Genomic DNA, 20,149 nt, shown 5'->3' with positions numbered 1-20,149 from the left:
GTGCCAGTTGCTGCGTCAGTGGGGTTCGCCTCGCCACCGAGCGCGGGCGTCGCGTTCCGAGGGGAGGCCGGGGCCCAAGCTGGTACGGGGTCGCGCGTCCTCGTACCGGTCGAGGACGCATGGAACGGGACGCGGTGTGGGCAGGCGGCTTGGGCGTGTCCTGGTCGACTGCGTTGCCGATCACGGCAGTTGGGGTTGCACGGGCATTGCCGGGAGGAGGCCAGGAAGCCGATGCCTGCTGAAGGCCCGCTGTTCCTCCGTGAGGTATCCGGGCACCGGGTCGCAGCGTGCTGCCACATCCTGGCGGGGCAGACCGAGTTGTTCCCGGCCCCGTGTGGTGCGGCCCCTGGCGTAGCGCGGGCGCTGAAGTGGGGGACATGGCACAGCTTGCCTGTCGTCGGCCGAGAGCGGGGGAGGGCAGGGGCGGTGTGTCCGCCCCTGCCCTCCCTGGCAGAGCGCTCGCATGGGATCAGGCGTGGGGCACCACGGCCACCGCGGCCTTCGAGTGGTGCAGCACGGCGTGCGCGACGGAGCCGATGTGCGCGCCGACGCCCACCCGGCGCTCCCTGCGGCCCACGACGAGGAGACCGGCATCGCGCGATGCCTCCACGAGGTCGTGCGCGGGGTGACCGAGCCGACACCGCTCGGTCACGGCGACGGTGGGGAACTTCTCCCGCCAGGGCGCCAGAATCTCCGTAAGGACTTCGCTCGTCACCGTGGCCAGATCTGTCTGGGCCGACAGCATCGCGCCCGTCGGATCGCCGCCGTACACCTGGGGAACCTGCCAGCTGTGCAGCGCCCGCAGCGCGAGGCTGTGCCGTTCCGCGTGGGCGAAGCCGAATTCCAGCACGGCGTCCGACCGGTGGGAAGTGTCCAGGCCCACCACGACATCGCCGGACGACTGCCACTCCTGGGCGGATGACGTGTCCTTGGCGCGCACGAGGACGACCGGCGCGGTGCTGCGGGCGATGACCGCCAGTGAGGCGGAGCCGAGGAGGAATCCCGCCAGTCGGCCCAGCCCCCGTGAGCCGAGGACCAGCAGCTCCTGGTCCTTCGCCGTGCAGAGGGTTTCGGCGGGCCTGCCAGGTATGTCGTCGGTTGTCACTTCGAGGCCCGGGTGCCGGGCCTGGAGGCCCTCGATCGCCGCCTGCGGTCCGCCATCGGGCCAGAGTGCTCTCCCGGCACCGGCAAAAAAGGCGCGAACCCCGGGTGAGGTGTCCCGGACATGGAGCAGCCGAAGCGGCAGTCCTCGCCGCGAAGCCTCACCGGCTGCCCACTCCACGGCCGACAGACTCTCGCGCGAACCATCGACGCCTGCGATGACGGTACGGGGCATGTGAACCTCCTGTGGTTGGTCGTCGTGCGGATAGTCCCCACTCTTGCCATGTCATGGGGGCTCGCAGCAGGGGCCGTTGGACCCCCGCCCGTCCCCGACCGGCCCCGGCTGTCGTCGCCGGGGTGCCGTCGGAGGTGTGCGTCACCGGCCGTGCAGCGGCAGCGAGCAGGTCTCGCCCGGGGCGAGGGACACCGTGCGGGTGGGGAGTCTGATGTCGATCGGTGATCGTCCGGATGCGGATGCGGTGACCCGGAACTCTCCGGCCCGTACCTGCACGGTGAGATCCTCATGCCCCTGGTAGCGCACGGAGAAGCTGTATTCGGGCAGTTGCGGCAGCGGTACGGGGTCGAGCCACAGGGCGCCGTCCCGTGTCTCGAGGCCGGTGAGCCCGCGCTGGACGAGGTCCAGGGTGCCGGCCATGGCGCCGAGGTGTATGCCTTCCTCGGTGGTGCCGCCCTGGATGTCTGCGGCATCGCCCGCCAGCACCTCCTCGATGTACGTCCAGGCGTCCTCGCGTCCCAGGCGGGCCAGTACCCAGCCGTGCACCAGCCCGCTGAGGGTGGAGCCGTGACTCGTACGCGGCAGGTAGTAGTCGACGGTCCTGCCCCACATCGCGTCGTCCAGTTCGTAGCCCAGCCGGGCGAAGATCCGACGTAGTTCGGACAGGGGGAAGAGATATCCGAGCATGAGGACGTCGGCCTGTTTGGAGGCCCGGTAGCGGTTGACCGTGTCGCCCTCCGCCTCCAGGATCCGGTCGAGCCGGCGGATGTCGCCGTAGCGTGCCCGGTAGGCGCTCCAGTCGAGCTCGGCGAGCTCGGCGTAGCCGTCGAACTGGCTGATGACTCCGTCGTGGAAGGCCACCCGCAGTTTCCGCGAGACCTCGTCCCATCGGTCCAGTTCGCTGACCTGGAGACCCGTTCGCTCGCGTAGCCGGTCCCGGCGTGCCTGCGGCAGTGCGCGCACCACGTCGAGCGCGCGGGCGAGTACCCAGGCGGCGGTGACGTTCGTGTAGGCGTTGTCGTCCAGACCGGGTACCGGGGAGCCGGGACGGGCGTCATGGTATTCGTCGGGGCCGACCACGCCGAGAATTCGATAGCGTCCGGTGGCGTCGTCGTAGGTCGCGAGATCCACCCAGAAGCGGGCGATCTCCGTCAGCATCTCCACGCCCTGGGTGTGCAGGAATTCGGTGTCCCCGCTGGCCTCGCAGTACTGCCACACATTGTGGGCGATCGCCGATCCGACATGGTGCTGGAGTCGTGTGTGGTCGGGCAGCCATCGTCCGGAGCGGGGGTTGAGATGCACCTGCTGGGTCTCCTCCCGGCCGTCGCTCCCGCTCTGCCACGGGTAGAGTGCGCCGGCCCTGCCGGCGTCGGCGGCTTCGTTCCGTGCCTGTTCGAGGCGCCGGTAGCGGTAGGTGAGCAGAGCCCGGGAGACCTGGGGGAAGCGCAGGTTCAGATACGGCAGGACGAAGAGCTCGTCCCAGAAGATGTGGCCCCGGTAGGCCTCTCCGTGCAGGCCGCGGGCCGGCACCCCGGCATCGAGGGCGGCCGTGTGGGGGGAGAGCGTCTGCAGGACGTGGAAGAGGTGCAGGCGCAGGATCTCGCCCGTCTTCCCCGGTACGTCCAGTTCCGCGGCGTTCCACAGGTGCCGCCAGGCTTCGCGGTGAGAGCTGAGAAGCGCCTCGAATCCTGGTGCCCGGCCTGCCCTGTCAAGGGCTGCGTGCAGTGGATCGCTGATGGCGGGGTCGCGTGACGTGTGCAGCGCCACGACCTTGTCGACGGCGGCCGGCCGGCCGGGTGCGAGGGAGAGGCGTAGGAACTGGGTGACCCGGAGGGCGCCCGGATCGGTGTGGCGGTGTTCGACGGGGCCGTCGGCGGTCATACGGCTGGCCATGGCGACGCGTATCGCGGACGTACGGGTGCGGCAGGTCAGCCAGGCGGAGTCCGGTGTGCCGTGCCCGGTGCGGACATCGGTGAGGTGCTGGCCGTCGAGCTGCCGGTATCGGGCGACGCCGTCGTTGGTGACCGAACCGTCCAGGGCCGCCTCGACGTCCACGCTGCCCGCCCAATTCTCCGCGGTGAACTCGGTCCGCAATACGGCGAGATGCGGGTCCGCCATGTGGACGAGCCGCAGTTGCCGCACGGACAGCACTTGATTGTCCCCGACCGAGTAGCGCGTGGTCCGTTCCAGGGTTCCCGCGCGCAGGTCCAGGCGTTGGTGATGGTCGAGCAGCGCTGTGCTGTCCGGAGTGAGCCAGGGCGCGTCGGTGTTCTCCGCGCCGATCCTGAAGCGCAGGGGCAGCCAGTTGGGCAGGTTGACGATGTCCTCGTTCTCGACCTGCCGGCCGGCCACCGTCGAGGTGAGCCGGTTGTAGCAGCCCGCGGCGTACGTGCCGGGGTAGTGGGAGTCGCCGACCGGGCATTCGGGCGTGGCACCGCGGGTGGCGAAGTATCCGTTGCCCAGCGTGCACAGGGCCTCGCGCAGCCGTTCAGACGCCGGGTCGTACCCGTGGTACTCCCAGGTCCATCCCGTCACGGCCGGTCCTGGCCGTCGTCGTCGAACAGTTCTGCCAGGTCTGTGACCACGAGGTCGGCGCCGTGGCTCAGTAGCGCGGTGCCCGTGCCCGGACCCACGGTACGGTCCACGCCGATCACAAGGCCGAAACCGCCACGGCGACCTGCTTCGACTCCCGCCAAGGCGTCCTCCACCACCGCGGTGTGCTCCACCGGGGTGCCGAGCCTGCGGGCCGCCTCCAGGAACAGGGCGGGATCCGGTTTGCCCGGCAGCGCCAGCCGGGCCGCCTCACCCCCTTCCACCAGGGCCGCGAAGAGATCCAGCACTCCGGCGCCCCGAAGCAGTTCGCCCGCGTGACGGGACGCGGAGACGGCGGCCATCGGCACGGTTCGGGCGTGCAGAACGCGTAGCAGCCGGACCGTGCCGGGGTACGCCTCGATGCGGCCCTGGCTCAGGCGCTCCACGAAGAGCTGCTCCTTGCGGGCGGCGACCGCCGTCACGGTTCCGGTTCCCGGGAGATCGTCGGGGCTGCCCGCGGGGAGCCGCAGCTCGCGTGAGGCGAGGAACGAGGCGGCACCGTCGAGCCGCGATCTGCCGTCCACGTGGCGCAGGTAGTCAGCCGGGAGAGCGAAGAGCCGTTCGGGCCCGGGGCTCCGTGACGGGTGTGCGCGCAGACACGCGTCGAAGGCGGTCTTCCAGGCAGCGGCGTGGATCCGCGCGGAGTCGGTGATGACTCCATCGGTGTCGAACACGACGGCTCTCATGTCTCGCAGCACGGGAAGACGCGAACGGTCCCGAACGGCGGCAGCGTGGCCGGGATCGGCGGTGGCGTCGCCCGGGATGTCGCCCGCTGCGGTCCGCGGGTGTGCGGTCATGACGGTTCTCCTGTGATCGGCGGGTTCCGGGCGCACGCGAGGGGAACAGGTGACGACGCGAGAGCTCGATGGCACTGGTGGCAAGGTGACGGCGGGTCAGAGGAGCCAGCGGTGCCCGCGTACGAGGGGCAGCCGCGCCCATGCGATGCCCAGGCCCCAGGTTCGCCCGGCGGCCGCCACGGCGAGCAGCACGAGGATGGCCGCGTACAGCACGTGGTAGTCGATGAAAGGATTCGTCGACATACTGGGCGAACCGTCGGACAGGTGCCGCGCCGGAGGCCATTCCGCCACCCACATCAGCGCCATCATGGCCATGCCGGCACCTGCCGCGAGCCGTAGCGCGATCCCGCTCGCCAGGGCGACGCCGACACCCAGCAGGCCCAGCATGAAGGCCCGGTCCGCCCAGGCGTCGCCGGCCCAGGCATGGAAGGTGCCCTCCATCGGGCCGGCCGAGACGCCGCTCAGGAAGCCCAGCGTCGGCGAACCGCCGTCGATCCATCCCTTGCCGGCCCCGGTCGCGTAGCCCCAGCCGAAGGCCTTGTCGAAGAACGCCCACAGGAAGGTGAACGCGGTGAGGACGCGCAGTACCGCGGCGGTACGTGCGAGAGCGACGGCAGACGGGGCCGCTTCGTCACGCGCGGCCGTCTGGCCAGCGGCCGCTCCCTCCCCCGAGGTCCTGCGGGAGGAGGGGAAGCGGATGCCCGCGAGTCGTCGAGGATGATGCAGCGCCATGGTGGCCCACCCTTGCTTGAGTCACGCGAGATGCGTGAACCCCTTCAGCCTGTCTGCCGGGCCGGTCGCGGGGACCGGTCCGGCTGGCCCCCGGCAGCAGGCCGAAGGTCCCTGCCCGGCAGGCCGGTCGGGTCTCCCGGCCGGGACGGCTGCCGAGAGCCGGTACCCCGCGCGGGGGCTGCCCTTCCCCATCTGTTCGGTCGACTCGTCGGCGCGGCCGTCCCAGCGGGCCTGATCCGGACATCGTCCAGCAGCGGTACCGGCCCGGTGCGGACCGGGTGCGGACCGCACCGGGCCGGAACCCGCATCCGCGAGGTCACATTCCACGCCTGTCAGCCGGCTGCCGGGTCAGACGTGCGGCACCGTGGCCATCGGACACCGGGCGTGGTGCATGGCGGCATGAATCACCGGCCTGGTGTACGGTCCGGGCCGGAGCCGCTCCCGGCGGCCGAGGACGAGAAGCCCGGCCCCGGACGCGGCGTGCAACAACAGGCTCTGGGCACGTCCCGGCCGGGCCATGGTCGTCAACACGGTCTCCGGATACCTCTCGCGCCACGGTCGCACCAGCGCGTCGAGGGCCGACTTGCACTCCGCGGCTGCCTCGGGGCTGACCGCGGCACCGGAACCCGTCGCCGCGATCGGCCCAGGACGGTAGCAGTGGAGAACACGCAGGACGGCGCCTCGCGACCGGGCCACCTCGAAAGCGAATCCGAGCGCCTCTTCGCTCGGGTGTGCCAGGTCGATCCCCAGCACTATGTCGCGGTAGGGGGTATCCGTCGAACTGCGGCCCTCCGCGTTCAACTGGCGCGCGTCACAAGCCTGTTCACCTGCTCGCACGAGGACGACCGGTGTGGTGGACCGTGCTGTCAGATGCAGCGCCACCGATCCCGACAGGTAGCCGGCCAAGCCGCTGATCCCCCTCGATCCGAGTACGAGGAGCGCCCCGCCGGACGACGCCTCCATGAGCACGGCCGGAGCGAGTCCCTCTACCTCAGATTCCTCGACGTCCAGGTGTGGGTACGAGGCACCGAGATGATCGCGGGCCTCCCGCAGGATGCGCTGCGCCCAATGACGCTGGCTGATCGCCGGGAGAACGGCGCAGGAGGGATGCGGGGACCATGCCCAGGCGTGGACGAGGCGCAGCGCCGTGTCACGGCGTTGCGCTTCCCTCGCCGCCCACCCGGCGGCGGCGAGGCTCTCGGGAGATCCGTCGATGCCGACGATGACGGGTCGGAGCATGCTGCTCGCCTCCTGCTGTGTGCTGTTCTGAACAGATCGAGGTCGTGGCTCGTTCAGCCGGAGCCTCGCACCGGTGGCAGCGCCGCAAGAGAGGCCGCCCGGCTCCCGCCTGGGGCCGAACGGCCCTCGCCTCCCGATCGCCGGGGCGACGACGATGGAGAACAGCCCCACCCGGCGGTCACCACGGCCGGAACACCGTGCCCGGCGCAACGGTGATCGTCGCCGTCCGGCGGGTTCGGACATCGGCGGGCGGGCCGAACGATCAGGCCCCGCTCGGCATCAGCCAAGGAGCGAGACATGCCCACCCATATCCAGGGAGAAGATTCCTACCTCGACGATGCCGCACTCGCGTCGCTGGACGCGCACTGGAGGGCCGCGAACTACCTGGCCGTCGGCCAGATCTACCTGCTTTCCAACCCGCTCCTCAAAGAGCCGCTGCGACCCGGACACATCAAGCCCCGGCTGCTGGGCCACTGGGGAACCTCGCCCGGCCTGAACCTGGTGCACACCCACCTCAACCGCGTGGCGCGGGAGCGCGGACAGGACACCGTCTGCGTCTGGGGCCCCGGCCACGGCGGACCGGCCGTCCTGGCGAACTCCTGGCTGGAGGGCACGTACTCCGAGACCTATCCGGACATCGGCCGGGACGAGGCCGGCATGGGCCGGCTCTTCCGTCAGTTCTCCTTCCCCGGCGGCGTGCCCAGCCATGTGGCACCGGAGACCCCGGGTTCGATCCACGAGGGCGGCGAGCTGGGATACGCCCTCTCCCACGCCTACGGCGCGGCCCTGGACAACCCGGACCTCCTCGTCGGGTGCGTGATCGGCGACGGTGAGGCCGAGACCGGCCCGCTGGCGGCCTCCTGGCACTCCAACAAGTTCCTCGACCCCGTCCATGACGGGGCCGTCCTGCCGATCCTGCATCTCAACGGCTACAAGATCGCCAACCCGACCGTCCTGGCACGCCTGCCCCGGGAAGAGCTCGACGCCTTCCTGCGCGGCGTCGGACACGAGCCCCTGCACGTCGAGGGCGACGACCCGCTACGGGTGCACCGGGCCATGGCGCACGCGATGGACACCGCACTCGACCGGATCAGGACCGCGCAGCGGCGAGCCCGCGACGAAGGCGTGAGCGAACGCGTCCGCTGGCCGATGATCGTCCTGCGCACCCCCAAAGGGTGGACCGGACCGGCCGAGGTCGACGGCCTGCCGGTCGAGGGAACCTGGCGCGCCCACCAAGTCCCGCTGACCGAAGTGCGCGAGAACCCCGACCACCTGAGCCAGTTGGAGCGGTGGATGCGCTCCTACCGTCCCGAGGAACTCTTCGACGAGGCCGGACGGCCCGTCGGCGCCGTACTGGAGTGCATGCCGGCCGGGACACGGCGGCTGGGCGCGAGCCCGCACGCCAACGGAGGGCTGCTCGTCCGCGACCTGCCGGTCCCGGCGCTGGAACGGTACGCCGTGGCCGTCGACAAACCCGGCGCCACCCTGCACGAACCCACACGGGTCCTGGGCGGCCTGATCGAAGGGGTGATGGAGAACACCGCTCAGCGGCGCGACTTCCGACTCGTGGGACCGGACGAGACCGCCTCCAACCGGCTCCAGGCCGTATATGGGGCGACCGGTAAGGCCTGGCAGGCCCAGACACGGGACACCGACGAGTACCTCGACCCGCACGGCCGGGTGATGGAGATCCTCTCCGAGCACACCTGCCAGGGATGGCTGGAGGGCTACCTCCTCACCGGCAGGCACGGACTCTTCTCCTGCTACGAAGCGTTCGTCCACATCATCGACTCCATGGTCAACCAGCACATCAAATGGCTGCGCACCTCCCGGCGCCTGCCCTGGCGGCGCCCCATCGCCTCCCTCAACTACCTGCTCACCTCTCACGTGTGGCGTCAGGACAGCAACGGCTTCTCCCACCAGGACCCCGGCTTCATCGACCATGTCCTCAACAAGGCACCCGAGGTCGTACGGGTCTATCTGCCGCCGGACGCCAACACGCTGCTGTCCGTGGCGGACCACGTGCTGCGCTCCCGTGACCACGTCAACGTCATCGTGGCGGGCAAACAGCCGTGCTTCGACTGGCTGACACTCGAAGCGGCCCGGGGACACTGTGCCCGCGGTGCGGGAATCTGGGACTGGGCCGGCACCGAGAACCACGACGGGGAGCCCGATGTCGTCCTCGGATGCGCGGGGGACGTCCCCACGCTGGAAGTCATGGCCGCCGCCCAGCTCCTGCGGAACCACCTGCCCGACCTCGCCGTCCGGGTCGTCAACGTGGTCGACCTGGCCCGTCTCCTCCCGCGGGAGGAGCACCCGCACGGCATGCGGGACGCGGACTTCGACGCCCTGTTCACCCCCGACAAGCCCGTCGTGTTCGCCTACCACGGCTACCCGTGGCTCATCCACCGCCTCACCTACCGGCGCACCGGACACGCGAACCTGCACGTGCGCGGATACAAGGAGGAAGGCACGACGACCACCCCCTTCGACATGGTGGTGCGCAACGACCTCGACCGCTACCGCCTCGTCATGGACGTCATCGACCGCGTCCCCGGCCTCGCCGTCCGCGCCGCCGCGGTCCGCCAGGAGATGGCGGACGTACGGCTGCGCCACCACGCCTGGATCCGCGAGCACGGCACCGATCTGCCCGAGGTCAGTGACTGGACCTGGACCGGCTGAGCTCCGGGAGCGGGGGAGGCGGAGTCACGGAGGGGCCAGGGCAGAGACCGGCCCCCGTGACCCGCCCGGCAGCTCCGCGAACACCACAGCACCCCGGCAGACCGTCACCACACCGCGTCACAGAACCTGTGGCGCCGGAACCAGAGCATCCGGAGCCGCCATGTCCCTCGTGTCCGACGTTCACCCCGAACCGGCCCAACGAGCGGGCCTGAGCCGGCAACAGGCTGCCCGGCTGTTGACCGAGTACGGGCCCAACGCGCTCGCCCCGCCTCCCGCGATCTCCCTGTCCTCCCGCGTCTCCGCACAACTGCGCGACCCGCTGATCATCGTGCTGCTGGCCGCGGTGGCCCTGACCATCGCCACCGCGGACCACGCCGACGCGATCATCATCGGTGCGGTCGTCCTGTTCAACACCACCGTCGGGGTGGTGCAGGAGGTCCGCGCCGACAACGCGGTCGCGGCCCTGTCCGCCATGACCGCCCCGACCGCGCGCGTCCGGCGTGACGGAACGGAGCAGGAAATCGCCTCCTCCGGCATCGTTCCGGGAGATGTCCTGATGCTCGGCGAGGGCGACATCGTGCCGGCCGACGCCACCCTGCTGGCGGCCGCCGCACTCCTGGTCGACGAATCGACTCTCACCGGCGAATCCGTCCCGGCAGACAAGGACGCCCACGGAACAGACCCGGACGCGGCACGGCTGCGGGCCGGGACGGTGGTGGTGCGAGGCCGGGCCGTGGCCACGGTCACCGCGACCGGACCGCACAGCGCCCTGGGCGTGATCGCCGCCTCTCTGCATCCCAGGCAGCAGATGACTCCCCTGCAAAAACGCCTGGCCGGACTGGGGAAGGTACTGGCCCTCGTCACTGTCGGGCTGTGTCTCCTGGTCCTGGCTCTCGGACTGCTGCGTGGTCAGTCGCTGGAACTCATGGCCGTCACCGCGATCAGTCTCGTCGTCGCCGCGGTCCCGGAGTCGCTGCCGGCCGTGGTCACACTCGGCCTGGCCCTGGGCGCACGGCGGATGGCCGCCCGCAACGCGGTGGTGCGCCGTCTCTCCGCCGTCGAAACCCTGGGATCGGTCACCGTCCTGGCCACCGACAAGACCGGCACCCTCACCGAGGGCCGCATGCTCCTCGAACGCGTCTGGACCCCCCACGGCACCGTCACCGTCTCCGGGGCCGGATACGAACCGGTGGGTGAGTTCCTGCATGGCGGCCTTCCTCCCGATCCCGTCCTGACCGGAGCCGTACGCGAAGTCCTCGTCGCGGGAGCGTTGTGCAACGACGCCTCGCTGGTCCCGCCCGCCGAGGCGGGCGCACCCTGGGCCGCCCTCGGCGATCCGACGGAAGCCGCCCTGCTGACCGCCGCCGCGAAGGCCGGGCGCGCCCGCGAGGACCTCGCCCCCACCCGGCCCCGGGTCGGGGAAGTCCCCTTCGACAGCCTCCGCAAACGCATGACCACCCTCCACAGCACCCCGCGAGGGACGATCGACATCTGCCTCAAGGGCGCACCGGAAGCAGTGCTGGCACCCTCGCTGCTCGACGAGGAGCCCGAAGTCCTGGAGCGTGCCCGCGAGGAGGCGGCTGCCCTGTCCGCCGAGGGCTACCGCGTCCTGGCCGTGGCCAAGGGGACCCGCACCGATGTGCCCAACCCCGCGGAGAAGAGCGAGAGCGGCCTGAAGTTGCTGGGCCTCACGGCCATCAGCGACCCGCCCAAGGAGGCCGCCGAGGCGACCGTACTCGCCTGCCGACGCGCCGGCATCACCTCCGTCCTCATCACCGGGGACCATCCGGCGACCGCCCGCGCCATCGCGGTACGCGTCGGCATCCTGCGCCGCGACGAAGCCGACCGGCCGGGCCTGGTGGTCACCGGCCAGGAACTCGCGGCAGGCAAGGTCCCCGACCTCACCCGGGTCCGTGTCTTCGCACGGACCTCACCCCAGCAGAAACTGGACATCGTCGAGGCGTGGCAGGCAAGCGGTGAGGTCACCGCGATGACCGGCGACGGCGTCAACGACGGCCCCGCACTGCGCCAGGCCGACATCGGCGTCGCCATGGGCCGCCGGGGCACCGAAGTCGCCCGTCAGGCCGCCGACCTGGTCCTCGCCGACGACGAACTCACCTCGGTCGTCGACGCCGTCGAAGAAGGACGCCGCGTCTACGCCAACATCCGCCGCTTCCTCCTCTACGCCCTGGCAGGCGGCGCGGCAGAGATCCTCATCATGCTCCTGGGCCCCCTGCTCGGCCTCGCACTGCCCCTGCGCGCCGGACAGATACTCTGGATCAACCTCCTCACCCACGGCCTGACCGGGGTGGCCATGGGAGCCGAACCCGCCTCCCCCGACACGATGCACCGCCCCCCGCGCCGACCGCGGCAGCACGTCCTCGGCGACGGCCTGTGGCAGCGTGTCCTGCGCCTGTCGATCCTCGTCACGGCTGTATGCCTCGCAGTCGGCCTGTGGGTCCGGCATACAGGCGGCCCCTGGCAGACAGTGCTGTTCCTGTCCCTGCTGGCCGCCCAGCTCGGCATCGCACTGGGACTGCGCGAGCGGGTCCTCACACGCCGGAACCTCTCCCTCCCGGCCGCCGTGCTGACCGCCGCCGCCCTGGGAGCCGCCGCCGCGTATGTACCCTTCCTCGCCCAGCTCCTCGGCACCTCGGCCCCGTCCTGGACAGACATCGGCCTCACCGCGGCCGTCGGCCTCACCGCCTTCACCGCAGCCCGCGCGGAAACTCGACTGGCGAAACCCGACGATGACTCCCCCTCGGTCGACCTCCAGCACCTGCGCAACGGCACGGGCCGCCAGTTCGGAGTCCGTCGGGCCCGGCGGCTTGCCAAGCGCCATCGGGTACCTCCGATCTCGTCGTCGATCTTCAGGCACAGGGCGTCCAGATTGTTCGTGACCCAACGGTCTTGGACGTCATGTCTGCGCTCACGGAGACACCGTCAGCATTCGGAATGACTCGTCCAGGTCGTGTCCGTGCCGTACGTGCGCACCGAGCATCTCGCCCCTGTGTTGAACGGCTGGATCGAGCACAGCGTGTGGAGGCGGCAAGACGGAGGCGGGACCGGCGCGCTCTGGCGGTAGCGGACGGCCGGCCAGGGAGGTGCCGGGTCGGACAGCCGGACCAGGTGATCCAGTAGCAGCAGCCGTAACCGTTCAGCCGGCGCGCCAACACCTCAGGGCCTGTATTGAGCCGTGATCAGTCTGCCGGATCCGGCCTTGTTCCGAGGGTGGGTCTGGTAGGCCAGCACACATGACGCGTGCGCAACTGACCGACGAGGAGTGGGGGTTCGTCGAGCGGTATTTGCCGGTGGGTGAGTACGGTCCGTATCCCGGGCGGCTGCGGGACCACAGTGCGAGGGCGTGATCTGGAAGTTCCGCTCGGGAGCGCAGTGGCGGGAGGTGCCGGACCGGTTCGGTGCCTGGTCCACCGTGCACAACCGGTTTCGGCAGTGGCGGGGCGCCGGGGTCTTCGAGGCACTCGGCTGGCCTGTAGGGCCACCCTCACCCGAGAGAGCGGCTGATCGTTCGCCGCTGAACGTGCCCGCGACCCTCAGGGTGCCGCCGAAGGGCCGGTCGTTCACCGTGCACACCGACCGCCGGTGCTGGAGCGTCAAACAGCTCGCTGCCGAGCCGGACGGCCATTCCGCGCTGGAGGCAGTGGTCCGCGAGGGCATCCGCGGGCCGGGGTCGTGGACGGCGACCTCGATGCTGCCCGGGTGCGCGGCCGATGACCGCTGCCGAGGCACTCGCTGCCGGGCTGGACACCCCCACGCTGTGCGAGCTCGCCGGGCTGCCCCGCAGCGCGGATACCCGCGATATCCGCGACGCGTTCGACCAAGCACTCTCCGAGACCGGAATCGAGTTGCCTGAGCGGGGCGTGGCACGGCGCCACGCGCTGCGCAGGCTGGCCGCGAGACCGGTCGACGGGGACATCGCTCCCGCCGACCTGGCGACGGGCGACTGGTGGGAGACGGAAGCCGAAACCGTTGAGGAACGGGCGTTCGTCTCCCTGATTCCGCGATGCGGCTGCTGCATCGGGTACACGCTGGGGCTCGACCGGCGGACGTGGGAGGCCGGGATACGGACTGCTGCGCTCGCCCTGACGTCGTCTGCGCCGGACGGCCCCGGCTGCTGACTCTGCCCCGGCGGCATGCCGGCCCCTGGGGCCGGTCTCGGAGCATCGGGTTCAGGAGGTGACACGGACCGCGTCCCCTGAGGTGACGGCGGGTGCGCGTGCCCGGTATGTACCTGCTGTGAGGAGGGCATGCTGCTGCAATGACGAAGCGGCAGGGGCCCGGCCGGGTGTGCGTCATGCCCGGCGATCCGGCCTGGATCGGGGGCCGCCGCCTGCCTTGAGGACACCTTCCGTCTTCTCGGTAGAGTGGCCGAGGTCGCTGAGGACAGGGACGACGCGGACCGGTACGTCCTGACCGGTCTCACCTACCGCATCGCCGGGTGCGTGATCGGGCGCATCAGGGGCGAGGTCCTCGCTCCGGAGGCCGGGAGACCCGCGGTCCGCCTGCTGACCGTTCCGGCCTTCGAGCTGGACGCCCTGTGGAAGGTCCTGGAGGTCCTGCGGCGGGCGAGGGACCGTCGGGGTCGGAGCTGATCGAGAGCTTCGGTCGATGCTTCTCGCCCTCCCTGGCCGCCGCGGCCTTCATCGCCGGCCTCGAAAGGGTGCTGGTGGTCCTGACCCTCGACATCCTGGCCGGCCGGGACCCCACCGCGGCCTTCGTCCTGGGCACCCCGGGCTTCGACGCTGGCGCCGCGTACACGCAGCCGGCCACGGTGTGGAGGACCGCCGGTATCGAGCCGTGAGACCCCGGGGCCTCCCGGCGGCTCCCGGGCACGGCGTTCCCCCTCCAGGGCGCGTCGGCACAGCCAGGGTGGTCTGTCCGCCGATGTCCGGGCGCGGCGATGGGGCCGTGAAGCGATGCGAACGAAGGAAGCCTGTTCGTTGGCCAGGGGTGCGTCTGCCCTGTCCTGTGCCCGGATGCGGTTCTGCTGTGCGGACTTGCGGGGAGGGGACTGTCAGTGCCCGGCGCCGGCCTGCTCACCTGCGTCAGGGCCCGAGATCCTCCGTCACGGGCAGGCACTCGGCGAGCAGGTCGAGCACGTCGCGCCAGGCTCGCCGCGCGTGCTGTGGGTGGTAGCCGACGCCGGGGACCACGGGGTGGTCGACCGGCGGGTGGTGGAAGGCGTGCAAGGCGCCGCCGTAGACCGTGAGGCGCCAGTCGACGCCCGCGGCCTGCATCTCGGCGGTGAACGCGTCCCGTTGCGCGGGCGGCATGATCGGGTCCTCCGACCCGACCCCGGCCCACACCGGGCAGCTGATGCGCGCCGCCTCACCCGGTCGGCCCGTGGTGGTCGCGTTGACTGTCCCGATCGCGCGCAGGCTGACGCCGTCGCGCCCGAGTTCCAGCCCAACGGCGCCCCCGGTGCCGTAGCCGACGGCGGCGATCCGGTCGGGGTCGGTCCGCGGTTCGGCGCGCAACACGTCGAGGGCCGCATGGCCGATGCCCCGCATCCGGCCGGGATCGGCGAGCAGCGGCAGGCAACGGGCCAGCATCTCCTCGGGGTCCCCCAGATAGCGCCCCCCGTGCAGGTCGAAGGCCAATGTCACGTATCCCAGTTCGGCGAGAGCGTCGGCCCGGCGGCGTTCGACGTCGCTGAGTCCCGTGCCCTCCGGTCCGAGCAGCACCGCGGGCCGACGGTCGGCACCGGCCGGGAGCGCGAGGTGCCCGATCATCGTCAGACCGTCCGCCGGGTACTCGACCGTACGCGTCGTGATCGTCGTCATGGGACCGGACTGTAGTGATCGTCGAGCCCGGTCCGGCCGGTGTTCTGCCACCGGCAGAACACCGCGGGCATCTCTCCGACATATGGCGCGGGCTAACGAAAGCGGTCAAAAAACCCCGTTCCCACGGCGGCGCTGTCGGATCACCTGCCCAGGCCGCGGCGTTGGAGGCTGACCTTCGCGGCAGGCTTCCGGCGTCGTACCGCGGCAAACCCGTGAAGCATGCATCCGCCCGCCGCCCCGCCGTTGCCTGAAGTCCCGGGGCGGCGGAGGCTGACGGCGATGACATCCTGCGGGGCGGCCCCGGCGACGACACACTCGACGGCGGACACTCGGAGTCCCGCAGCTACGACGACGCCTACGGGAGCCGGTGGCCGCTGGCGATGGTGTCGAAACAGGACCTTGCTTCTGAGCTTTCGGCGGCCAACTCGTGCGGCTCGTACGGTCCGTCAGGGACGTAGACCCTGGGCGACCGCCCTGTCCTGTTCGTCTCATCGATGCTTGGTCATTGCCAGGGGCAGGGGTGCCCCGTGGATGCAGATCGCGTACCTTCGGCTCCGTGCCCCGCCCTTTGAAGAAGCCCCGTCGGCTGGTTGCCAACGGGCGCGTGTACATGTGGTCGATGCGCCACTCCCACCACATGGATGCCGGGGGCCGGTCGGTGGACTGCCGCCACACCCTGACCCTGTCCCCGCAGCCGGCCGGTACCGGAGGGCCGCTGCGTATCGTCTTTGCTTCCGGTCCCGGCCGGTACGTCCCGGGCGGCGCCCCTTTGGGCTCCGGTGACGTGGGCTTCGTCCGGGGTGCGGGCCTGAACCTGCACGAGCCCGGTGCCGTCCGGGCTCTGCTCGACGCGGCGTTGGCCGGTGGGTGGCAGCCGGAGGAGCGGGGAGCGGTGGAGATCGACGGCTGGTCCCTGCTGGAACCGGCGGCCACCGCGCGAGCCGAGGACGCCAGCCCCGAGAGCCCGTAGGAGCGCTCCGCTTCGCCTGACCGCGTCGATCTCCGGGACGAGCCCACCACTGCGGCCTGGAGCGCGGCGAAGGAGCGTACGGCCGCCGCGACCGGGTCCGCATCCCGCCCGCCCGTTTCCAGCGGGTCCAGGAACTCCCGCCGGGTGGGCTCGATTGCCCGTCAGGCCCTTGGCCAGGGGATGATGGGGGACGAGGGCGGGTCTGTGTGGTGAAGTGCGGGCTTGTGACAACTCCGACAGCAGGGAGCGTTTCTTCCGGTGACCGCACAGCCCGGACGTCCTGCGCGCATAGGTCCTGACGCTGCCTCGGTCATGGGTGTCCCGCCGTTCAAGCCCGTTCTCGTCAGAGCGGTGTTCAGGGACGTGACCCTGATGCACGTCTCCCGGCCGGCCGTGTGGGCCGCCGCGTCGGTGACGCGTACGGTGCTGACGCAGATCATCGACGGTGCGAGGAGAGTGGGAGCAGAGCAGGCCCGGAAGAAGCTGATTCCCGGGGACCTTGTCTCGGCACTCGAACGGGACGTCGAGGTCGATGTGGGGGACCAGTGGTACCACTACAGCCCGACGTTCCGGGGCCTGACCGGTGTCCTGTACGGCGCTGAGGGTGTCGTCGTGCCTTCTCGTAGGCGCAGCAGGTCGCGCAAGCCGAGTGCTGTTGTCGGAGCCCACAGGTTCGAGGCCGGGGTCAAGAAGCTGCTGCGGGGCCAAGGGGTGACAGCCGTCCCGGCGATGGTCCGCGACCTGGACGGGATCGCGAGCATGTTCCTGACGAACCTCGCCCGGGACGCGGCCATGGTCGTCCGCGGGGGCGGGGTCAAACGTTTCGGTACGGTCGCCCTGGTGATGCCGGGCGAACCGGCCCCGCCCCTGTCCCTCAAGGACCCCCTCCGGGCCCTGTCCGTTCGCACGGGGGACGGGTGGACCATCGGCAGGGATGACGTCCTGGCCTCCGTCACGACGCAGTTGTTCGGCAGCATCAGGCAGCGAGCCCTCACCGAGGCACGCGAGGCGACACAGAACACTGCGGCCGGCTGAGCGGATGCGACCGGCATCGCCATCGGCCTTCTCATCGACCACGGTGGCGGGCGAGGTCCGTCAGGCGGGGGTGGTCACGTTCCACCGGCTCGACGACACGCGTACGAACGTGATGCTCCAGCTCGACCACGCCCCGCAGGGAAGGCCGCCTACACCGACGGTGACAAGCTCGGGTTCGTCCGCCGTCGGGCCAGGCGCGGTCTGAAGGACTTCAAGGAGTTCACCGGGGCCCAGGGCCTTGAGGCCGGCGTCCGGCGCGGCACCGCCTGGACTCCGGCACGGCTATGACGTCTCTTCGTAGAGAGTGGCGCCGGTGGCAGCGGTGGCGAGGGTGATGCTGCTGGTGAGGCGAAGGCCGTACTCGGGGGCGTTGTCGGCGAGGTCGGAGGGGTCCCGGTCGGCGAGAAGGAGGCGCAGCGCCGTGGCCGGGTCGAGGTGTGTCCCGGGGCGCCAGCCCTGGGCGCGGGCGGTGTCGGGGTCCTGGGCGGCGGTCTGGCGGCCTGCTCGGGGGAGCTGTTCCGTGTCGGCCACGGCGAGCCGCAGGGTCTGGGTGACGGTCACCTCGGTCAACGCGGGGCGGACATCGGGTGCGGTGTGCCGGCGCTGGCGGGGGAGGGAGACGGCGTCGTGGGTCATCCGTGGGGTGCTCCTTGCGGGGTGGGGTGTCAGCGGGTGGGGGTGAGGACGGCCCAGGATCTGGCGTGGAAGGGCCGGGCGGGGGTGGTGTCGCGGCCGTGACGGGCGGCGAGGGCGGCGACGATGGCCAGGCCGCGCCCGTGTTCGGCGAGAGGGCCGGCCGCGGGGCGGTGCGTGAAGGCGGCGGGGCCGCCGTCGGTGACGGCCACCCGGATGGAGCCGTCCGGGTGCCGGTGCAGGTCCGCCCGGATCGGGCCGACGGCATGGGTCACCGCGTTGGTGACCAGCTCGGAGACGACCAGGACGATGTCCTCGTCCGCACGCCCATGGGGGCAACCGTCAGGCGGCGGCCAGTCACGCAAAGTGTTCCTGGCCCACCGGCGGGCCTCGCCGCACGCGCGGGCGCAGCGGTCGAGATGGATGCGGGTGTGCCGGATGCCGGCGGGTCGGGACGAGGTGGGGCTGGTCATACAGGTGGCTCCACAGGTTGGGTGCGGTGACGGTCCGGGCGTGACGGCCTGCGGCCGGCGGGGCGCGGCGTGGTGGCGCGCCGGATTTGCGGACACACTCAACTGTGTGACGCACCGCACGACAGGTGCAACGCACAGGATGTACACCATGGGCAGGGTGCGCACCGTGTCGGACACGCCGGGAGGAGGCCGGGATGCCGAGGCCGAGATCGGGGCCGGGCGTACTGCACGCGGTGCTGGCCACCCGTCTCAAGTGGCGGCGGGAAGGAGCCGGCGTGTCCGCCGCGCAGGCCGCTGCGGAGCTCGGGTCGCACGCGGCGACGGTGCGGCGGATCGAGGGAGCGGAGACGTCGCTGGACGCCGGGCAGGTCGGCACGCTGCTGCGGTTCTACGGTGCGGGGGAGGCGGAGACCGCCGAGTTCCTCGCCCAGCTGGCGGAGGCGAACGCACCGCAGTGGTGGCACCCCTGGCGCGACGTCATGGACGAGTGGCAGCAGCAGACGATGGCCGTGGAGACGGCCGCCAGCCTCATCCGGGTCTGGGACCCCGCCCTGGTTCCCGAACTGCTGCGGACCCCCGCCTACGCCGAGGCCCTCGACCGGGTGCGGCTCCCCGGGTCCCCGGAGCCGGCCCGGTGGCGGCGCGCGGAGTTCCTGGCGCAGCGGCAGGCCCGGATCGCGGCACGCAAAGCCCGCATCTGGGCCCTGGTGCCGGAGGCCGCGCTGCGCACCCGTGTCGGCTCCCCGGCGGTGATGGCGGAGCAGATCGAGGCCCTGCGCACGGCGGCCGGGCCCCCGCGCGGGCTGCGCACCATCCAGGTCTCGCCGCTCGCCGGACCGGCGCATCCGCTGACCGGCGCCTGCGCCCTGACCCTGTACCGGGTCGACGTCGAGGAGATCCCCGACCATGTGGTCCGGGACAGCCCCGTCGGCCCGCCCGGCATCTGGGACGACACCCTCACCGTGACCGCCTACCGCATGCTGCTGGACCAGGCGTGCGCCGCCGCCCCCGGCCCCGAAACGCCGCTCCCCACCACCTTGTGAGAGGAACCGTGATGACCGACGACCAGCCCGCCCAGCGCCCGCGCATCGACACCTCCGTCGCCCACTCCGCCCGCGTGTGGAACTACTGGCTCGGCGGGAAGGACCACTACCCGGCGGATCAGGCTGCCGGCCTCGCCTACGAAGCCGCCCTTCCCCAGGCCCGGCAGTGGGCGCAGGAGTCCCGGGCGTTCCTGCGCCGCATGATCACCTACCTCGCCGCCGAGGCCGGCATCCGCCAGTTCCTCGACCTCGGATCCGGACTCCCGACGGTCAACAACACCCACGAGGTGGCCCAGCGGATCGCCCCGGACGCCCGGATCGTCTACGTCGACCACGACCCGCAGGTCCTCGTTCACGTCGGCGCGCTGCTGACCAGTACCCCCGAAGGGGCCACCGCCTACGTCGAAGCGGACATGCGCGACACCGACACCGTGCTCGCCGGAGCGGCGGACACCCTGGACCTGTCCCGGCCCGTCGCCCTGGTCTGCGCGGATGTCCTCGGCCACATCGAAGACTTCGACGAGGCACTCGACCTGATCGAGCGGATCGTACGGCGGCTGCCGCCGGGCAGCTACCTCGCCCTGAGCCACTGCGACGCCGACGGCCCCGAGCACCGGGCCGCCCAGGACGCCTACAACGCGACCGGCGCCATCCCCTACATCCTCCGCACGCCCCAGCAGATCGGGCGCTTCTTCCAGGGCCTGGAACTGGTCGCCCCGGGACTGGTGTCCTGGCCGAACTGGCGGCCGGACGCCACCACCGGGACCACCGCCATCCGCGCCGGCTGGGGAGCCGTCGCCCGCATCCCCTAGG

Annotated in this window: 17 protein-coding genes and 2 pseudogenes; 11 read left to right on the top strand and 8 right to left on the bottom strand. The window is 71.4% G+C overall.

Annotated elements, in window-relative coordinates:
• Positions 1 to 469: 469 nt before the first annotated feature.
• The 5 genes from AB852_RS08990 to AB852_RS08970 form a co-directional block, all read right to left on the bottom strand.
• Positions 470 to 1,336 (bottom strand): universal stress protein, encoded by an 867-nt coding sequence (locus AB852_RS08990; protein WP_073785859.1) that lies wholly within the window; start codon positions 1,334 to 1,336, stop codon positions 470 to 472.
• Between the two features lie 141 nt (positions 1,337 to 1,477).
• Positions 1,478 to 3,871 (bottom strand): glycoside hydrolase family 65 protein, encoded by a 2,394-nt coding sequence (locus AB852_RS08985; RefSeq protein WP_073785857.1) that lies wholly within the window; start codon positions 3,869 to 3,871, stop codon positions 1,478 to 1,480.
• Positions 3,868 to 4,614, bottom strand: a complete 747-nt coding sequence (locus tag AB852_RS08980; protein WP_073787566.1) for an HAD family hydrolase — start codon at positions 4,612 to 4,614, stop codon at positions 3,868 to 3,870. Before AB852_RS08980 ends, AB852_RS08985 begins: the two co-directional genes overlap by 4 nt.
• 207 nt (positions 4,615 to 4,821) lie before the next feature.
• Positions 4,822 to 5,457, bottom strand: a complete 636-nt coding sequence (locus tag AB852_RS08975; protein ID WP_073785855.1) for a hypothetical protein — start codon at positions 5,455 to 5,457, stop codon at positions 4,822 to 4,824.
• A 348-nt stretch (positions 5,458 to 5,805) separates the two neighbouring features.
• Positions 5,806 to 6,696, bottom strand: a complete 891-nt coding sequence (locus AB852_RS08970; protein WP_073785853.1) for a universal stress protein — start codon at positions 6,694 to 6,696, stop codon at positions 5,806 to 5,808.
• Between the two features lie 297 nt (positions 6,697 to 6,993).
• Here AB852_RS08970 and AB852_RS08965 point away from each other — a divergent pair, with 297 nt between their 5' ends.
• From AB852_RS08965 to AB852_RS39605, 6 genes and pseudogenes are all read left to right on the top strand, one after another.
• Positions 6,994 to 9,378 (top strand): phosphoketolase family protein, encoded by a 2,385-nt coding sequence (locus tag AB852_RS08965; RefSeq protein ID WP_073785851.1) that lies wholly within the window; start codon positions 6,994 to 6,996, stop codon positions 9,376 to 9,378.
• A gap of 235 nt (positions 9,379 to 9,613) precedes the next feature.
• Positions 9,614 to 12,337: a cation-translocating P-type ATPase gene (locus AB852_RS08960; RefSeq protein WP_245876693.1), complete on the top strand. Its 2,724-nt coding sequence runs from the start codon at positions 9,614 to 9,616 to the stop codon at positions 12,335 to 12,337.
• A 405-nt stretch (positions 12,338 to 12,742) separates the two neighbouring features.
• Positions 12,743 to 12,802: pseudogene (locus tag AB852_RS41610) on the top strand (hypothetical protein); the annotation flags it as partial.
• 307 nt (positions 12,803 to 13,109) lie between these two features.
• The gene (locus AB852_RS40600) at positions 13,110 to 13,517 is read left to right on the top strand and encodes a hypothetical protein (protein WP_245876769.1); all 408 of its coding nucleotides are present in this window, start codon (positions 13,110 to 13,112) and stop codon (positions 13,515 to 13,517) included.
• A gap of 246 nt (positions 13,518 to 13,763) precedes the next feature.
• Positions 13,764 to 13,991: a hypothetical protein gene (locus tag AB852_RS08945; protein WP_073785845.1), complete on the top strand. Its 228-nt coding sequence runs from the start codon at positions 13,764 to 13,766 to the stop codon at positions 13,989 to 13,991.
• Between the two features lie 68 nt (positions 13,992 to 14,059).
• Positions 14,060 to 14,200 (top strand): hypothetical protein, encoded by a 141-nt coding sequence (locus tag AB852_RS39605; RefSeq protein WP_178390971.1) that lies wholly within the window; start codon positions 14,060 to 14,062, stop codon positions 14,198 to 14,200.
• A 244-nt stretch (positions 14,201 to 14,444) separates the two neighbouring features.
• Here the strand turns inward: AB852_RS39605 and AB852_RS08940 are convergent, their stop codons facing one another.
• Positions 14,445 to 15,182: a dienelactone hydrolase family protein gene (locus AB852_RS08940; RefSeq protein ID WP_073785843.1), complete on the bottom strand. Its 738-nt coding sequence runs from the start codon at positions 15,180 to 15,182 to the stop codon at positions 14,445 to 14,447.
• A 556-nt stretch (positions 15,183 to 15,738) separates the two neighbouring features.
• Between AB852_RS08940 and AB852_RS08935 the strand changes: the two genes are divergently transcribed.
• The 3 genes and pseudogenes from AB852_RS08935 to AB852_RS40595 all read left to right on the top strand — a co-directional run.
• Positions 15,739 to 16,152, top strand: coding sequence for a hypothetical protein (locus AB852_RS08935; protein WP_178390970.1), 414 nt, complete (start codon positions 15,739 to 15,741; stop codon positions 16,150 to 16,152).
• A gap of 312 nt (positions 16,153 to 16,464) precedes the next feature.
• Positions 16,465 to 17,187 (top strand): hypothetical protein, encoded by a 723-nt coding sequence (locus AB852_RS08930; RefSeq protein WP_245876692.1) that lies wholly within the window; start codon positions 16,465 to 16,467, stop codon positions 17,185 to 17,187.
• 37 nt (positions 17,188 to 17,224) lie between these two features.
• Positions 17,225 to 17,475, top strand: a pseudogene (locus AB852_RS40595) (SRPBCC family protein); the annotation flags it as partial.
• On the opposite strand, the gene AB852_RS08920 reads toward AB852_RS40595, so the two are convergent.
• Together AB852_RS08920 and AB852_RS08915 are read right to left on the bottom strand one after the other, a co-directional pair.
• Complete coding sequence (locus AB852_RS08920; RefSeq protein ID WP_073785839.1) at positions 17,470 to 17,823, bottom strand: hypothetical protein; 354 nt, start codon at positions 17,821 to 17,823, stop codon at positions 17,470 to 17,472. The pseudogene AB852_RS40595 and the gene AB852_RS08920 overlap by 6 nt on opposite strands.
• Before the next feature lie 29 nt (positions 17,824 to 17,852).
• The gene (locus tag AB852_RS08915; RefSeq protein ID WP_073785837.1) at positions 17,853 to 18,293 is read right to left on the bottom strand and encodes an ATP-binding protein; all 441 of its coding nucleotides are present in this window, start codon (positions 18,291 to 18,293) and stop codon (positions 17,853 to 17,855) included.
• A gap of 194 nt (positions 18,294 to 18,487) precedes the next feature.
• Between AB852_RS08915 and AB852_RS08910 the strand changes: the two genes are divergently transcribed.
• Both AB852_RS08910 and AB852_RS08905 read left to right on the top strand, forming a co-directional pair.
• Complete coding sequence (locus AB852_RS08910) at positions 18,488 to 19,336, top strand: helix-turn-helix domain-containing protein (protein WP_073785834.1); 849 nt, start codon at positions 18,488 to 18,490, stop codon at positions 19,334 to 19,336.
• Between the two features lie 11 nt (positions 19,337 to 19,347).
• Positions 19,348 to 20,148, top strand: a complete 801-nt coding sequence (locus AB852_RS08905) for an SAM-dependent methyltransferase (RefSeq protein WP_073785832.1) — start codon at positions 19,348 to 19,350, stop codon at positions 20,146 to 20,148.
• Position 20,149 lies beyond the last annotated feature (1 nt).

Origin of the sequence: Streptomyces uncialis, from assembly GCF_001905345.1 — a bacterium.
GTDB classification, from domain to species: domain Bacteria; phylum Actinomycetota; class Actinomycetes; order Streptomycetales; family Streptomycetaceae; genus Streptomyces; species Streptomyces uncialis.
This window is presented reverse-complemented; position numbering and strand designations above follow the sequence as displayed.

Bases quoted from the DNA above. Each gene is read 5' to 3' on its own strand.
- AB852_RS08990 (WP_073785859.1), bottom strand. From the start codon at position 1,336: ATGCCCCGTACCGTCATCGCAGGCGTCGATGGTTCGCGCGAGAGTCTG.
- AB852_RS08980 (WP_073787566.1), bottom strand. From the start codon at position 4,614: ATGAGAGCCGTCGTGTTCGACACCGATGGAGTCATCACCGACTCCGCG.
- AB852_RS08975 (WP_073785855.1), bottom strand. From the start codon at position 5,457: ATGGCGCTGCATCATCCTCGACGACTCGCGGGCATCCGCTTCCCCTCC.
- AB852_RS08970 (WP_073785853.1), bottom strand. From the start codon at position 6,696: ATGCTCCGACCCGTCATCGTCGGCATCGACGGATCTCCCGAGAGCCTC.
- AB852_RS08965 (WP_073785851.1), top strand. From the start codon at position 6,994: ATGCCCACCCATATCCAGGGAGAAGATTCCTACCTCGACGATGCCGCA.
- AB852_RS40600 (WP_245876769.1), top strand. From the start codon at position 13,110: ATGACCGCTGCCGAGGCACTCGCTGCCGGGCTGGACACCCCCACGCTG.
- AB852_RS08940 (WP_073785843.1), bottom strand. From the start codon at position 15,182: ATGACGACGATCACGACGCGTACGGTCGAGTACCCGGCGGACGGTCTG.
- AB852_RS08930 (WP_245876692.1), top strand. From the start codon at position 16,465: ATGGGTGTCCCGCCGTTCAAGCCCGTTCTCGTCAGAGCGGTGTTCAGG.
- AB852_RS08920 (WP_073785839.1), bottom strand. From the start codon at position 17,823: ATGACCCACGACGCCGTCTCCCTCCCCCGCCAGCGCCGGCACACCGCA.
- AB852_RS08915 (WP_073785837.1), bottom strand. From the start codon at position 18,293: ATGACCAGCCCCACCTCGTCCCGACCCGCCGGCATCCGGCACACCCGC.
- AB852_RS08910 (WP_073785834.1), top strand. From the start codon at position 18,488: ATGCCGAGGCCGAGATCGGGGCCGGGCGTACTGCACGCGGTGCTGGCC.
- AB852_RS08905 (WP_073785832.1), top strand. From the start codon at position 19,348: ATGACCGACGACCAGCCCGCCCAGCGCCCGCGCATCGACACCTCCGTC.